The organism is Pseudoalteromonas sp. NZS71_1, assembly GCF_015864305.1.
GTDB classification, from domain to species: domain Bacteria; phylum Pseudomonadota; class Gammaproteobacteria; order Enterobacterales; family Alteromonadaceae; genus Pseudoalteromonas; species Pseudoalteromonas arctica.
Genome location: NZ_JADYXM010000004.1, coordinates 1 through 16,436, shown reverse-complemented (window position 1 = coordinate 16,436; position 16,436 = coordinate 1). Strand labels below are relative to the sequence as shown.

The window sequence follows — 16,436 nt, the reverse complement described above, 5'->3', positions numbered from 1 at the left end:
TAATCGCGGCGTGAGGTTTGTAACCTAGCGGGCTAAGTCAAAACCGAGCAACAAAGAGTTAATCGTCCCTAGAAAGAACCCAAAGGGCAGCGCATGTTTGGCATTTATGCTGCGTTATCGCCTATTTATGGGGAATAACCACACTACATAGACTCTGCCTTGCCTAAATACCAAACAGTCTGCTGCAAATTCAACCACGAAAGGTCAACACGCCCTAGTGTATTAAGCTGCAAGTGTCGCTTTAAGTCGCGTTAGTGTGTCAGGTTCAACTGAACCAGCACTGAGCGCTAATAACTGTTTTAAATAATAGTTTAAATCAGCATGTTCGCCACGATGTTTGTCATCTAACATGGCTACTTGTTCTGCCATTCTAAGTGACTTATCGGTTGAACTTACGTTCGCTAATATTTCCATGCGCGTAATAAGTTGATCTGTGTTTAATGCTGTTTTAAGTGGTGCTTGATACTGACTTGGCAACGCTTCATTATTTTCAAGTGCTTTAATTAACGCATCTAGATTAGCTTGCTCTGATTTGCTTGTAAGCAATGCAAGTTTATCGTCAATAGCTGCTAGTAGCTTAGTAACTTTAGGCGCTAACGATCTAAATTGCGTGTACCCTTTCACTTTTGTTTCTAGGTCGTGCAACTGTGCTCTTTGATTTACATCGCTAAGTGCTGCTTCAAGCTCAGCAAGTTCTGCAACTGCTTGTTTATCTGACTCATTTTGATCAAGTTTTTGCTGCTCAAATTCACTACTACGTTTAGTAAATGTTTCATCGTTAAATTGACGAAATTTTTGCCATAACGCATTTTCAGCTTTTAAACCTGCAAAACCAATTGTTTGCCATTGCTGCTGCATTTGCTTCAACTCTTGGCACGCAGCGGCTAAATCATCGCTTTGTGATAATTGCTGCGCTTTTTCTACTAATTCATTTTTAAGTACGGCATTACTTTTATGAAATGCGTTTAATAAAGCCAGTACTTGTTGTTGCTCGCTTTTATAACGATCGTTTAGTGTACGGTATGTTTTAGGATCAACTTTACTTACACTGCGCCACGCTTTGTTTAAACGATTGTATTGGCTTTCATATTGCTTCCAATCAAAGTCATCCTCAGCCGTAGGCTGTAAATGAAGCGCGTGCATGTCGCTAATAATACTTTCGCGTTGTGCTTTTGAGGCCTCGCGTTGTACTTCTTGCTCTGCAAAGTAACTACGACAAGGTGCAAATAACAGCTCGATTTTTTCATCAAACTGCACGCCTTGTTGCTTTTCTTCATCTGTATCTAAACGACCTAACTCATTCCAACGCTTGCGTAGCACTTTTACTTGCTCTGCGCGTTGTTGTGGGTCAGTACACTCTTCACTTACTAATACACTTACTTCTTCTAATAAAGCTTCACGCTTTGGTGCTGCAGCGTATTTTTGCCAATCTTTAGCATCTGCAAGTTGCGCTTCAAGTTCCGCTTTTATATTTACAAGCGGCTGTTGATATTGCTCAGTGAGTGTATTAAATAACTCTTCAAACCCTTTAAACACGCCAAAGGCAACATTAAAACGACCTTCTTCAATTAGGCGTTTAACATCACGAGCTTTGCGTTTTGCTTGGCTTTGGTTTTTTTCAAGTGGCTTAACTAGCTCACTCATTGGTGCTAAAAATTGCTTTTTATGCGTATTTAACTGTGTTTTAAACGTACTTTGCAGTGCACCATCTAAAATATTTAAATGACTACGCGCTGCTTTAAAACCATTATTAAATTCAGTTAGAGTTGCATCGTATTGCGCTAAATCTTCTGCTGGCTTAATTTCGCATAATGCTGCAAAAGCGAGTTTGTACTCTTTAATAGCCGTTGTTAGCTCAGGTAATTTAGCAACTTGAGTAAATAGCTTTTCTAACTTGCTTACAGCCAGTTTAGATTGCGTATTATTAGCAAGTTCTGTTTCGCTAATAGCTTGCTTAGCTTGCGCTACTTTTGCATTAAGCCAATCTTGCTGAATTTGCTCTGGTGTTTCAAGGCCTAGCTGTAAGGCGTTTTCTATTTCTTCACTTAACGCTTCAACAGTTGCAAGCGCTAGCAATTGGCGCTGTTGTAGCGCTAATTTTTGCTGCTCTTTGTCGTGTACCGCTTTTAGCTGTTCAATGTGTGCATCTAACTTAGTGGTAATCGAAATATATTTTTCGTCAAGAAGCTTAACACGCTCATCACTTAGCCATTTGAGCTCAAGTGTTTGCCAATGGGCCATTAATTCGCCGGCTTGTGGATTTACAACACCAAAATCTGTTTTTTCACGTAAGGCATTTAACTTAGCTAAAATAACACGTGTTGCACTTTCAACCTGTAGTGGCATTTCTATTGCTAAACGCTCATTTTCAATATGCGTTTCAAGTGCTGCTTTTGCACCACCCTTTGCATGCTTTACTAATGGCTTAATTAATTGATGGGTAATAACAAGTTCAACTAATTGAGTTTGTAGCTCTTCGCTACCTTCTTTAAATGCTTTTTCTACTAGTTTTGGATTTGCTAAACGTTTTAATAATTTAACGCGTACTTGCAGTTCTTTTTCTGCAAACGCTAACTTTTCGAGTGTTTTAACGGGTGCAAAACGCTCTATGTATTCGTTTTTAATTTGCGGTGTTAGTGCACTCTCGCTATTTAAAACAGCATTAGATATTTGAAGTTCTGCTATATCTTTTAATGCTTGATCTTGTTTATACGCTTTCCACCAAAGTGGTAACTCGTTTACTTTTTGTAGTGCTTTGCGGCGTATTTCAGCTGAACTATCTTCAAGTGCTAACGTGTTTAATATGGTTGCATCACGTTCAATGTCTAATTTTTCGATAGCATCAAGACGTACTTGTTGCTTAGGGTGTTTCCATTTCGGTGTAAAAAGGTGCTTAAAGATCATGTTCACTAAACCTAGCTATTTCGTTGTCTGATTTAAATTCTTTTTGTAGTTGAGCTTTTGTCTTTTGGATCATTTCACCATTAGCACCAATCGTAAATTGCTCGTTTGATTGAGCCACTTTTGCTTGATACAACATAACCAACTGCACTGTTTGTTGCTTTTGCTCGTCTGATAAAACGGTACCGTCTGGCCATTTGCCAGTTGATGCACCGTATTGTAAGCGTTCGAATAATTCGGGAGTAATATTTTGTACAAGATTGTCGATATTCATGTCATTTTTTCTTTTTTAGAGTCACTAAAACAATTCGGTTTATAAGATACCAAATACACCCTACGCCAATAGCCGCAGTATAAGCATACCACTGAAGCGTTTTTTCTTGCGGTTGTAAAAAGTACAAACAGAAAAAACCACCTAAAAATAAGATAAGCGCCAAAAAGGAGTGATTTATAAACATCTGCTTTTTTTTAATTCGCTGTTCGCGCTGAAGTTGTAAAACTTGCTCGTCGTTTAGCTCTGCAATATTGCTTTCGCAATGCGGACATTGCTTATGTTTATCTGAAATTGATTTTGCACATTTTGGGCAACGAATAATCGCCATACTTCTCTCCATACTACGCATAAAAAAAGCGCCTTTCGGCGCCTTTATTGTACTTGTTTTATTTCTCGTTGTCTTTTTTGAATTCAAACCAATAACTAATTTTGGGGCGATAATTTTCTAAGTTGCCCACTAAGTTTAATTACTCTGCGTCTTTTGACTGCTTTTCTAAACGTTTTTCCCAGAACGTGGCGTTTTTAATGCCTAATTTAACTGGATCAAATATGATTTTTCCGCCTTTTTTCTTCTGTTCTTCATAATCGCTCAAACATAACAAAGCAGGCTTAGCTACGAAGAAAATAGCTAAAATACCTAGTATGTTGATCCAGGCCATTAAGCCAACGCCAATATCACCAATAGTCCAGATATAACCTGAATTGTTTACCATGCCGTATGCAACCATAAACATAATCACAAACTTCACGATAACAAGCGGAATACTGCCTTTAAAATAACGATTTAAGTAAGCAATATTAGTCTCTGCAATAAAGTAATAAGCAAGTATTGTGGTAAAAGCAAAGAAGAACAATGCGATGCCAACAAATGCCTGCCCAAAGCTACCAAATACACTAAATAGAGCCATTTGCGTAAAGGCTGCTGAACCCACTTCAGTGGCTGCATCAACATTTTGAACAATAAATTGCCCTGCTGGTAACTCACCCACAATATTGTATTGCTGCGTTATTAAAATCATTAATGCTGTTGCAGTACACACAAAGATGGTATCAACGTAAACAGAGAAAGCTTGTACTAACCCCTGTTGAGCAGGGTGATCAACTTCTGCAGCGGCTGCTGCATGAGGCCCAGTACCTTGGCCTGCTTCATTAGAATATATACCGCGTTTAACGCCCCAACCAATAGCAGCACCAAAACCGGCCTGCGCAGTAAACGCATCACTAATAATTAAATAAAATATATCACCCACTTTATCTAAATTTAAAAATACTACGATTAGTGCCAATACTATGTAACCAAGCGCCATAAATGGCACTACTATTTGCGTAAAGTTCGCAATACGCTTTATTCCGCCGAAAATAATAAACGCCAAAACAATAAGGATAATTGCCAAAGCGACCAATTTAAAGCTGCCTACGTCACCAAAGCTAGTAGAAACCATATTGCCATCGCCAAACACTTGAGTAAACGCATTACCTACCGCATTTGCTTGTACGCCTGGCAGAAAAACACCACATGCAATAATTGCCGAAACAGCAAATAAAACAGCTAGCCATTTTTGCCCTAAACAACGGTCAAAATAATACGCTGGGCCGCCACGATATTGCCCGTTTTCTTCTGTTTTATAAATTTGGCCTAAAGTAGATTCTGCATATGCGGTACTTGCACCTAGAAAAGCAACAACCCACATCCAAAAAATAGCACCTGGTCCACCAAAACCGATAGCTGCTGCAACACCTGCAATATTACCTACGCCAACTCGTCCAGACAACGATACTGCAAGGGCTTGAAAAGATGAAATACCTTTATCAGACGTGTTTGGACTAAATAATAACTTACACATTTCTTTAAAATGTCTAACTTGAGCAAATCGAGTTAATACTGAATAAAACAAGCCTGCGCCTAGGCATAAATAGATGAGTGCATTACTCCAAACAACATCATTAACAGCGCTTACAAAAGCTTCCATGGATATCCTCTATAGTTATATTTATTATTTTTAATTACGAGACTCTGCTTTAGCTACTACGCAACATAAGTTTCACGAAATAAGGTTTTACCTCTCCCGTCCCGACTCATTATTTAATTAATCTTAACTTAAGTACCCCAACTTTGTTAACACTTAATTTTCAAAATATCTAATTACGTAGCTATTGCAAGGCACTACATCAGCAGTATTTAAAGGAAAGTAGATTGATTTGTACCGATACGGTGATGATACGCGGCGAAGAAACGTTAAAAACGTTTTGGAGTGAAGTTGCTATATGATTATTATTTTTTGTAAAAGGGGTTTTACTAAAAGCAAAAAGGGCATCAAAACTATTGATACCCTTCAAATAAACGTTTTATCTTAAATTATCAACAACATTAACAATTGCCGCTAACGTATCTTGACCAAACTGATATGAACGACGATCTGACCAGCCGTAATCAGGATCTGGTAAATCGTTGTTATCTTTAAATGGCATTTCAATTGTGTACGTTAATGCTTTAAATTCTTCAGCTGTAGCTGATGAGCCTACTGTAAGGTTAGCTTGGCCTGGCTCATCTTTTGGATAGCCATGTTCATCTTGAAACTCTGGAGTAATAGTTAAAAGCGCTGCTTTAAAGCTATCTTCTAGGCCTTTAAGACGAGCATCGTAACTTGGAATACCTTCACTACCTGCAACAAAGTTATACGGGATAGCTTCATCACCGTGTATATCAAGGTGCATATCTAGGCCAGCTTCACGCATTTTATTAAGCACTAAGTAAACTTCAGGGCTATTTTCCATGCTTGGTGTTTGCCATTCACGATTTAAGTTAACGCCTTTAGCGTTAGTACGCAGATGTCCGCGTGCGCTGCCGTCAGGGTTCATATTTGGTACAACGTAAAATACTGCTTTTGACAATAATGCAGCTGCATGTGGGTCTTCGTCATCAAGTAATTTGTGCAATAGCCCTTCTACATACCACTGCGCCATTGTTTCACCTGGATGTTGACGTGCTGTGATCCAGATGTTTTTCTTATCTTCACTTGGCTCACCAATTTTAAGCACACTCATATCGCGGCCATCGAGTGTTTCACCGAGCGTTATTAGTTGGCAAGCGCCTTGGCTTTGTGCCCAAGATAATAAATCTAAATGACGGTCGTAACTATATGGCGCAAAGTAAGCAAAATACACGCTGCCGCACTCTGGTTCAATTTCAAAGCTTAATGTGCCATTTTCATAGCTTGATGGTACACGAAACCATGTTTGGCGGTCATATGATGCAACGGCTTGATACCCTTCCCAACCATCTGGGTAAGCTGATTTATCAAGCTCATTAATATTTAACTTATGCAATTGGTAAGGCGTTGTTTCAAGACGAAAGTGAAACCACTGATAAAATTCAGACTGGTGATCTTTATTAATTTCTAATTGAATATTTAAAGGATCGGTGGCTTCAATAACTTTGATATTACCACTGTCGAAATTGCTGCTGATTTTCATGAAAAAACCTTTAGGTTGAATAAGTTTATCTGCTTATTAATTCACAGAACTGACATTATTTTGTAAATAGTAAAACGAATGTGCATTTTCTTAATTAAAGCCTATCACAAGGCATACGCTTTAAAAATAATACACGACCAAAAAAGCCAGCAACATGCTGGCTTTTAAGTCACTGCAAATAAATTAGCGAGGTAAGCTTGGGAATGACACTTCGGCCATATCGCGCATACAACGAACTACTTGGCAGCTGTAACCAAACTCATTGTCGTACCATACATATAAAACAATACGGTTATCTTCAACAATCGTTGCTTGTGAATCAACAACGCCTGCGTAACGGCTACCTACTAAATCGGTAGAAACAATTTCCGTTGATGCTGTGTAATCAATTTGGTCACGTAAGTCTGAATGAAGTGCAGTATCGCGTAAAAATGCGTTTAGCTCTTCAACTGATGTGCTTGTTGCTAAGTTAAGGTTCAAAATAGCTAGCGACACATTAGGTGTAGGTACGCGGATTGCGTTACCTGTTAATTTGCCTTCAAGCTCTGGTAATGCTTTTGAAACCGCTTTTGCAGCCCCTGTCTCAGTAATTACCATGTTAAGTGCTGCGGCACGGCCACGGCGCTCTGCTTTGTGGTAGTTATCAATAAGGTTTTGATCGTTCGTGTACGAGTGTACAGTTTCAACATGGCCATTATTAATACCAAACTTATCGTTTAGTGCTTTAAGCGTTGGTGTAATTGCATTGGTTGTACAGCTTGCTGCACAAACAATTTTATCTTCAGGTAAAATATCTTTGTTATTAACACCATATACGATGTTTTTGATATTACCTTTTGCAGGCGCTGTTAATAATACTTTTGCAGCGCCCTTACACTCTAGATGCTGGCCAAGGCCCGCTTCGTCTTTCCAAATACCGGTGTTATCAACAATTAATGCATTGTCGATACCGTATTGAGTGTAATCAATTTCGCTAGGAGAGTTAGCGTAAATAACCTGAATGTAGCTACCGTTGGCTTTAATTGCGTTACGTTCTTTATCAATAGTGATTGAGCCATTGAATGGACCGTGAATTGAATCACGACGCAGTAAGCTTGCACGCTTTTCAAGATCACCCTCTTTACCGCCACGCACAACAATAGCGCGCAAACGTAAATCTGAATATGGACCTGATTTTTCAATTAATAAACGCGCTAGTAAACGACCAATACGACCAAAACCATACAATACAACATCGCGTGGTTCTTTCGCTGGTAAGTCAGCTATTTCTGCAAGTTCATCTTTTACAAATTCTTCTACTGAGCGGCCTTTTGCAGCTTCAGTGAACAAATAACTATATGCAAGCTTACCAATATCAATACGTGCAGAGTTTAATTCCATTTTGCTGATAGCTTCTAAAAATGGGAAGCTTTCACGCAAACGTAATTTAGTGCCTTCAAACTGAGCAACGGTTTTGTGAGATTTGATAATATCGATAGTACTGGCATTTACGAGAGGACGGCCATATACAGCGATTTCGATACCACGATTACGGTAAAGTTTACCAATGATTGGTTGCATGCTTTCTGCGTAATCTTGGCGCTCTTGCCAACTATTTGTGTATTCTAACTCGTGAGATGAGGTCATTTTATTTACCTAAGTTTATCATTTTGAACGGATAGCCTTTAAAAATGCACTATATTTTGAGAGTAATGCACTTCAGGCAGGGCTATTCTAATTTAATCTGAAGTTATTCTCTACTGTTAGGCGTTAAATGATTGCGTTAGAATAACAAGGTAGATATTCATTTGGGGTTAAGGGATGCTTAAAAAAGCAAGTGTACTATTGGGTTTGCTAACGTTGACAGGGTGTGAAGAACCGTTGACACTCGCACAAGTGTGCAAAGAAACACCTGGCTTTTGTAGCGACTTAAACAAAGACAGCCACTGCAAGGATGAGCGTTCTGATGTAATTATCAAACGTTACATAGAATACAAAGACCCTACTGATGAAAATAAATACCAATTACTCAAGGACTTTGAATCCTATAACCAATGTATAACTGTGGCTGCCAAAATTGAACATATTAAGTTAAAAGCTAAAAAAACGTCACGTATTGACGGTCAATTAACGAGCATTAAAGAAATGACTCGCTTATATCAAGATACCCAAAATACGAACCATCCAGGTTTGCTCTACTACCAATGGTCACGAAATAATAACCAAAACGCACTGACAAAATTATTGGCGATAGAAAATGACAAAAGTGTAACGCAAAGTGCCGAAATGCAATTTTTTTTAGCATCGTACTATATTAAGTTCGACGATGAAAAAACCATCGATTTGCTTTATAAAACTTTAGAACTCAATAAAAAAGACAACGTACCGAATCCTGAAGTGTATACATCACTTATTAGTCTTTTTTATAAACATGATAAATTTAAGCATGCATATATATTTTCTAAAGTAGCGCAAATGTCGGGGATTGAAAATATTGACGTGTTTGAAATTGAGCAGCAATTAATAACGAATGGTAAAAGCTTAGACAGCCTATATGTACTTGCAGAGCAAACATTTCAGCAAATAATGGCAGGTGATTTTGTATCTCCTCGAGAGTTTTAATTTATAATCGCAAAAATAACCTAATACCAATCTGCTTATATATGGGGTCTATTTAACGTTAAGGGAATTACGCTAGAACTAGGCAAAAATTTTTGTATCTAGTTGTTCTAAATAAAACATTTTTAACGACGTTATAGTGCAATTTAATTCGTTAAATTGATCAAAGATTTATGCAGGTTGGTATAATTTAATAACTAGGTTATTCAGGCAAATAAAAAGGCAGCTTACGCTGCCTTTTTTTATTTTGCTTTGCTTGTGCCCACTTCTACGCGGGTTTTAAGCTTTTGACCTGGTCGAAAAGTCACCACACGACGTGCCGAAATAGGAATATCTTCGCCTGTTTTCGGGTTGCGGCCTGGTCTTTCTTTTTTGTCTCGAAGATCAAAGTTACCAAATCCAGAGAGCTTAACCTGCTCGCCTTTTTCTAGCGCTGAGCGGATTTCTTCAAAAAACGCTTCAACTAAATCTTTGGCATCTTTTTTATTGATCCCGAGCTTTTCAAATAGGTGTTCAGCTATGTCGGCTTTAGTAAGCGCCATATCTAGTCCCTCAACGATGCATTAAACTGTTCGGCCAATTCGGCCACCACGTTATCAACTACTAGATTGATATCTTTCTCTTCGAGTGTTCTATCAACCGCTTGCAGTGTTAGAGCAATCGCCAAACTCTTATAATTTGGCTCAATACCTTTGCCCTTATACACATCGAATAAGTTTAGGTCAACCAATTGATTTCCGCCAACTTTTTCGATCACGCTTAAAATGTCGCCAGATTTAACGCTGTCTGCCACTAAAATCGCGATGTCGCGGCGATTTGAAGGGAACTTAGACACCCCTTCTGCTTGCGGTAAATTTCTTTTTTCTATTGCTGACATTTCAATTTCAAAAACAAAAGTTGCGTTGTTGATATCTAACGACTTTTGAGCTTGAGGATGTAAAGCACCAAAAAAACCAACCTTTTTGCCATCAACATATATTACTGCTGATTGACCAGGGTGAAGTCCATCTGACTGCTCGGCTTTAATTTCAAAGCGAGTAATGTCATTGGTAATTGCAAGTAAGGCTTCAACATCACCTTTTAAATCGTAAAAATCAACGTTACGTTTTTCTTCAACCCAATGTTCACCATTTACAAGACCCGTAATAACGCCGCCAATAACCGGTACTTGGTAAACACCATTTTCTGCACTTTCGTCGCTTATAAATTTAAGACCATGTTCGAATAAACGAATACGAGGCTGTTGGCGATTTTGGTTATACGCTACAGACGCTAATAAACCCGGCATTAAACTTACACGCATCGCTGACATTTCAATTGAAATAGGGTGCGGTAATACCATTGCTTTACACTCTGGGTGTAAAATAGCTTGTGCTTTAGGGTCTACAAAGCTATATGTAATTGCTTCTTGGTAACCACGAGTCACTAACGTATTGCGGAACTTGCTAAGCGCAATAGTTGCTTCGTTATGTGTCGTCATTTTAAGTTTTGCAGTTGGTGCAACATTTGGAATGCTGTTGTAACCGTAAACACGTGCTACTTCTTCAATTAAATCTTCTTCGATGCGAATATCAAAACGGTAGCTTGGTACGTCCGCACTCCAGCTTTCATTTTCTACTTTAACATCAAGACCTAAACGCGTAAGAATATCTGTTACTTTAGCATCTTCAATATGATGACCAATAACACGGTCTAAACGTGCACGACGAAGACGTACTTCAGTCACTTTTGGTAGTTTGTCGGCCGCAACAGCTTCAACTACGGGGCCTGCTTGACCACCCACAATCTCAAGAAGAAGTGCTGTTGCACGTTCCATTGCATCATGTTGTAGAGCAAAATCAACACCGCGCTCATAACGGTGTGAAGCATCAGTGTGTAAACCGTAGCTACGTGCTTGCCCTGCAATTGCTACAGGATTAAAAAATGCGCTTTCAAGTAATATATCAGATGTTTTATCTGTAACACCTGATTGTTCACCACCAAAAATACCTGCAATTGCAAGTGCTTTGTTATGATCGGCTATCACAAGTGTTGTGTCGTTTAATTTAGCGGTGTTACCGTCTAATAAAACAAGTTCTTCACCTGCGTTTGCACTACGTACTTTAATACCACCTTCAATCGCATTTAAATCAAACGCGTGCATTGGGTGACCAAGTTCAAGTAATACATAGTTAGTAACATCAACTACTGGGTCGATTGAACGTACGCCACTGCGACGTAGCTTTTCAACCATCCAAAGCGGTGTTTCTGCATCAAGGTTAATGCCCTTTATCACACGACCAAGGTAACGAGGACATGCATCTTCATTAACTAGCTCAATTGATACTTTGTCATCAATTGTTGGAGTAACAGCTGGAATATCTAATACGTTTACGTCAATACTATTTAAAACGCCTACTTCGCGTGCTAGACCTTTTATACCTAAGCAGTCACCACGGTTTGGTGTTAAATCAACATCTATAATATTATCATCAAGACCTAGGTAATCACGTAAATCAGTGCCTACTGGTGCATCGCTTGGCAATTCCATAATGCCGTCGCCTTCTTCGCTAATACCTAGCTCAACAAAAGCACATAGCATTCCGTTTGAAGGTTGGCCGCGTAGTTTGGCTTTTTTAATTTTAAAGTCACCAGGCAGTACAGCGCCCACAGTTGCAACAGCAACTTTAATACCTAAACGACAATTTGGTGCACCACACACGATATCAAGTAGCTCATCGCCACCTACGTTAATTTTGGTAACACGCAGTTTATCTGCATCAGGGTGTTGTCCACATTCAACAACTTCACCTACAACTACGCCATTAAATTTGGCAGCAGCAGGCTCAACGCCATCAACTTCTAGACCAGCCATTGAAAGCTGTTCCGAAAGAGCTTGCGTATCAATAGCAGGATTAACCCACTCTCTTAACCACTTTTCACTAAATTTCATTTTATTGTTTCACTCTTAACGGAACTGGTTCAGGAATTTTAAGTCATTTTCGAAAAATGCACGCAAATCGTTTACGCCATAGCGCAACATAGTTAAACGCTCTACACCCATACCAAAAGCAAAGCCGGTGTATTTTTCTGGGTCAATGCCCACAGACTTAAGTACATTTGGATGTACCATGCCGCAGCCTAGTACTTCTAACCACTTACCGTCTTTACCCATAACATCTACTTCAGCTGAAGGTTCTGTAAACGGGAAGAATGAAGGACGGAAACGAATTTCCATATCTTCTTCAAAAAAGTTACGTAAAAAATCATGCAAAATACCTTTTAGCTCAGTAAAGCTAACATCGGTATCAACCATTAAACCTTCAACCTGATGGAACATAGGTGTATGTGTTTGGTCGTAATCGTTACGGTATACGCGTCCAGGTGAAATAATGCGCAGTGGTGGCTGCTCAGTTTCCATAGTACGAATTTGCACGCCACTGGTTTGTGTACGTAGTACTAATTTAGGATTGAAATAAAAGGTATCATGATCAGCACGTGCCGGATGGTGCTCAGGGATATTTAGCGCATCAAAGTTATGAAAATCGTCTTCGATTTCTGGACCAGATTTAACTTCAAAACCTAACTCACCAAAAAAGCTTTCTATACGCTCAATAGTGCGCGTAACAGGGTGTAAACCGCCGGTAGGCATAACACGCCCTGGTAGAGTTACATCTATAGTTTCAGCAGCTAGCTTTTCTTCAAGTGCTTTACTTGCAAGCAATTCACGCTTTTCGTTAATAGCAGTTTGTACATCTTGTTTAGCTTGGTTTATAACTTGGCCTGCTTCTTTACGTTCTTCAGGTGCTATTTTACCTAACGTTTTAAGTAAGCTAGTGATTTCGCCTTTTTTACCAAGGTAATTAACCCTGATATCTTCTAACTGCGCTATTTCACTGGCACTGGCTACCGCCTCAAGTGCTTGCGCTAATATGTTTTCTAAGTTCATTCGATACCTGATCTTTCACAGAAGGTGATTGCTTAAGAGCGTGTTGGCCTTTCAAGATTGCTTAACAACAGTGTGGTTGGTTATTAAATAAGGTTAATCATTGGACTGTAGTTTCCTACATAAGTCATGCAATAACGCTAAATAAAGACCAAACACATGCAGTTTGAAGTGTTTATCTCGGAGGCTACTTTCTTTGTTGTTCGGGTTTCGCATATAAATACTACGCTAAAGTCCTCACGACGCGATTAAAGCACTCTTAAGTTAAACAAATTCCAATCAGGAAAGGTAAACACGCTCTGATAATAGCTTATGATAACTGAAAGCAGGGTCTAGATTCTAGACCTACTACAGCTTTAACGTTGATTTTATAAAAGGAATAGTTAATTTTCGCTGTGCAGCCATAGATGCATGATCTAATTTGTCGAGTACATCTAGTAAAGCACGCATATCACGGCTTAAACGGGTTAGTAAAAAGCGTGCACACTCATCACTTAATTCAAGGCCGCGCATATGAGCGCGCTTAACAAGTGCTTGTGCTTTGTCGTCATCACTCATAGAGCGAATTTGAAAGGTTGTTCCCCACGTTAAGCGAGACTCTAAGTCAGGCAGCGAGATATTAAGCATGCTAGGAAGTAAATCAGCAGTTACTACTAACATTTTTCCGGGTTCGTTAAACCTGTTAAAAAAGTTAAATAGTGCTTTTTCCCATGCATCATTGCCTGCAACTAAATGCACGTCATCAATACATAGAACATCAAGTGCTTCTAAACCGTCTAATACCATAGGTCCAAAGTCAATTACTTCGCGCATAGACAGCAGCATATTAGATAGGCCACGCTCTTGTGCTTTAATGCAGGTTGCATACAAAAGGTGAGACTTACCCGAATCACCTAACCCACATAAATAAGTATACTGAAACTTTTTAGCTAACTTCGAAAAGCTATCTTTTAAATGGTTAACCTCTAACGAATCTTCCCCACCAAAGTACGATGCAAATGTTTCGTCATCCGGCAAGGTAACCGGTAATGCCATTTGCATCGGCTCAGAAGTTAGCATTATGGCGTTATCCATTGATACTCTAAGCTATTTTTATCAACAACATGATAAAAAGCACGTGGATCCTCATAATCTTTAAATGAGGAGTCTAACCCTAACCCTTTTTTAAGATCGCTTAGGTTACCAGTGTGGTTTAGTTTAAATTCTACAAATTCTGGTGTTTTACGAACAATTTTAACTTGCGTAACAACGCTTAAGTTCAATAATCTTTGTTTTGCTAATTCAACATCAACAAAACTTTGCGTGCCTTTTAATGTTAGCGTGGCCGCGGCTTGTTCATAATAAGCATTTGGATCAATAGCATACTCGCTTGCAAGGCCTCGAGCTAAGGTATCAATCATTTGACTCACTATTTGCTGCTTATCGCCCGTTAATCTATTTGAATCAAATTGATCATCATTAGTAAAACGCCAATCTAAAATCCAATTTTCGCTATCCGCTTCTTTATACATTCTTGCTGTAATACTTCGCTCAGCACTGTAGCGTCTAGAGGCCTCTTCTACTGGTTCAGAAAAGTTACCCCATACCTCAGGAATACCTACTAAACGTCTATCTTGTAAATCAAGTAATGGCACAACGACAGGCAGACCACGGCGTCCTGCTTTGTCATAAATTAACTGCTCTAATTGCGGGTAACTTTCTTGTGTTACTAATTCTCTGCGCCAATTGTCTTCAATACCTAACCATATTGCGACTAACGGGCGTTGTACTCCCCATAAAGGTAAGTTTAACTCTTTGATTAACGCATTGATCTTTCGAGCTTCAAATTTAACAACAAGTTTCAATTGTCCATTTGCTCTCTCGTCATATTCAAACTTAAGCATATAATCAGAAATATCTTTAGTGCGTTGCTGTGCTAATTTATTTTGATCCGCGGTTTCATCACCGCTTACTTTCACTAAAACATTGAGCAAAGCTTTACGACTCGCAGCTAATCGAGTGTCTCGTGTTTTGTCATCCACTTTTAAAATATCTTGATATAGATCAGTTACTTCAACTGCCGACGCAGAAAAACAAAATAAAATGGATATGGCGCTAATTAATAATCTATACACAGGCTGTTAGTTCTTGGTTTTAAACTGATTTGATCCTAAATCAAAGACAGTAACAAAGCAAAATTAAATTTGTTATCTAAGGAAATGAAAGTAATTAGCTTTTATAGAAAGTAAAAAAGATTAAATATGAATAAGATAGTTGAGTGAGTTGTACGCTATTCACCTACATTTAACTTTACTACACTTTTCAAAACGCGAACCTCTCGGGTTTAGTTAGATCATGAAGGTATTTAATGTAAGTACTTGATGATGTTATGGTTAAGATTATTCGTTATTGGCTCGCATTTAATCTTTCTTCAGGCGTAAAAAATCGTTAGATACGGGCTCTCTACAATTTGAAGTCGGTGGGCTACGCAGTAGGATGTCGTAGTGCCCACAGCGGTGGAGAGTCACGTAGCAAATGCTAATTTATTGGCCGACTGAGATATTGAGGGTTTTGTTGTGATTTTAACGTCAGGAGTCACGACGCTTGCCCGCCCTACTTGATGGTGTAGATGTGAGTGTGTGTTAATTGCGCGTATTTTACTTTTCTGCAGACGTAAAAAAGCCCGAATCGTTAAATTTGGGCTTTCTACAATGTGAAGCTTGTGTAATGTCACGATACCCACAGCGGTGGAGAGTCACGTAGTAAATGCTACTGTATTGGCAGAATGGGGTATTGAGGGTTTTTGTTGTGATTCTAGCGTCGGGAGTCGCTATGCTCGCCCGCCCTGCGTGCTAGGTGTTGATGTGAGTGTGTATTAATTACGCACATTTCACTTTTCTGCAGACGTAAAAAAGCCCGAATCGTTAGATTCGGGCTTTCTACAATTTGAAGCCTGGTAATGTCCTACTTTCACATAGCAAATGCTACACTATCATCGGCGCTGTTTCGTTTCACTACTGAGTTCGGCATGGAATCAGGTGGGTCCAAAACGCTATTGTCACCAAGCAAATTAGGTGCAAAGAATGAATGACAAGCACGTAGTGCTACCATTTTCTTTGCGCAAGGTGCCTCAATTTTAACGCTACGCGCTAAGAGTCACCTCTTGAATTTGGAAAATATCTGATAATATTTTTTAAGTCTTTCTAAGTAATATCTACTTTAGTTATATTAACTTCTTCGCTTGTTTCACTATCACATAAAACGCGTTTGGCGTTGTATGGTTAA

Annotated in this window: 12 protein-coding genes and 1 rRNA gene; 1 reads left to right on the top strand and 12 read right to left on the bottom strand. The window is 39.0% G+C overall.

All coding sequences use genetic code 11. From position 1 onward, the window contains the following. Positions 1–222: 222 nt before the first annotated feature. From I6F43_RS07655 to I6F43_RS07630, 6 genes are all read right to left on the bottom strand, one after another. Positions 223–2,904, bottom strand: a complete 2,682-nt coding sequence (locus I6F43_RS07655; RefSeq protein WP_197101659.1) for a DUF349 domain-containing protein — start codon at positions 2,902–2,904, stop codon at positions 223–225. After that, positions 2,894–3,175, bottom strand: a complete 282-nt coding sequence (locus I6F43_RS07650) for a YeaC family protein (protein WP_007378333.1) — start codon at positions 3,173–3,175, stop codon at positions 2,894–2,896. The genes I6F43_RS07655 and I6F43_RS07650 overlap by 11 nt, the downstream gene beginning before the upstream one ends. 1 nt (position 3,176) lies before the next feature. Continuing rightward, entirely contained in the window at positions 3,177–3,503 is a 327-nt protein-coding gene (locus I6F43_RS07645; RefSeq protein ID WP_007580349.1) for a hypothetical protein, read from the bottom strand. Positions 3,504–3,642: 139 nt separating this feature from the next. Continuing rightward, positions 3,643–5,145: an alanine/glycine:cation symporter family protein gene (locus I6F43_RS07640; protein WP_010554016.1), complete on the bottom strand. Its 1,503-nt coding sequence runs from the start codon at positions 5,143–5,145 to the stop codon at positions 3,643–3,645. Between the two features lie 376 nt (positions 5,146–5,521). Then, positions 5,522–6,649: a M14 family metallopeptidase gene (locus tag I6F43_RS07635; RefSeq protein ID WP_010554015.1), complete on the bottom strand. Its 1,128-nt coding sequence runs from the start codon at positions 6,647–6,649 to the stop codon at positions 5,522–5,524. A 183-nt stretch (positions 6,650–6,832) separates the two neighbouring features. Next, on the bottom strand, positions 6,833–8,275 hold the full coding sequence (locus I6F43_RS07630) for a glyceraldehyde-3-phosphate dehydrogenase (RefSeq protein WP_010554014.1): 1,443 nt from the start codon (positions 8,273–8,275) through the stop codon (positions 6,833–6,835). Positions 8,276–8,449: 174 nt separating this feature from the next. Between I6F43_RS07630 and I6F43_RS07625 the strand changes: the two genes are divergently transcribed. Next, positions 8,450–9,250 (top strand): DUF2989 domain-containing protein, encoded by an 801-nt coding sequence (locus tag I6F43_RS07625; protein WP_197101657.1) that lies wholly within the window; start codon positions 8,450–8,452, stop codon positions 9,248–9,250. A 239-nt stretch (positions 9,251–9,489) separates the two neighbouring features. Here the strand turns inward: I6F43_RS07625 and ihfA are convergent, their stop codons facing one another. The 6 genes from ihfA to rrf form a co-directional block, all read right to left on the bottom strand. Next, entirely contained in the window at positions 9,490–9,789 is a 300-nt protein-coding gene (ihfA, locus tag I6F43_RS07620) for an integration host factor subunit alpha (protein WP_002960690.1), read from the bottom strand. A 2-nt stretch (positions 9,790–9,791) separates the two neighbouring features. Continuing rightward, positions 9,792–12,179, bottom strand: a complete 2,388-nt coding sequence (pheT, locus tag I6F43_RS07615) for a phenylalanine--tRNA ligase subunit beta (RefSeq protein WP_002960691.1) — start codon at positions 12,177–12,179, stop codon at positions 9,792–9,794. 15 nt (positions 12,180–12,194) lie between these two features. Next, entirely contained in the window at positions 12,195–13,175 is a 981-nt protein-coding gene (gene pheS / locus I6F43_RS07610; RefSeq protein ID WP_033027877.1) for a phenylalanine--tRNA ligase subunit alpha, read from the bottom strand. A 345-nt stretch (positions 13,176–13,520) separates the two neighbouring features. Then, positions 13,521–14,231 carry a DnaA regulatory inactivator Hda gene (gene hda / locus I6F43_RS07605; protein ID WP_007580342.1) on the bottom strand — a complete coding sequence of 237 codons (711 nt, stop codon included), beginning with the start codon at positions 14,229–14,231 and terminating at the stop codon, positions 13,521–13,523. Next, positions 14,231–15,286, bottom strand: coding sequence for a DUF2066 domain-containing protein (locus tag I6F43_RS07600; protein ID WP_010554011.1), 1,056 nt, complete (start codon positions 15,284–15,286; stop codon positions 14,231–14,233). Before I6F43_RS07600 ends, hda begins: the two co-directional genes overlap by 1 nt. Positions 15,287–16,102: 816 nt before the next feature. After that, positions 16,103–16,217, bottom strand: a 5S ribosomal RNA gene (gene rrf, locus I6F43_RS07595). Positions 16,218–16,436 lie beyond the last annotated feature (219 nt).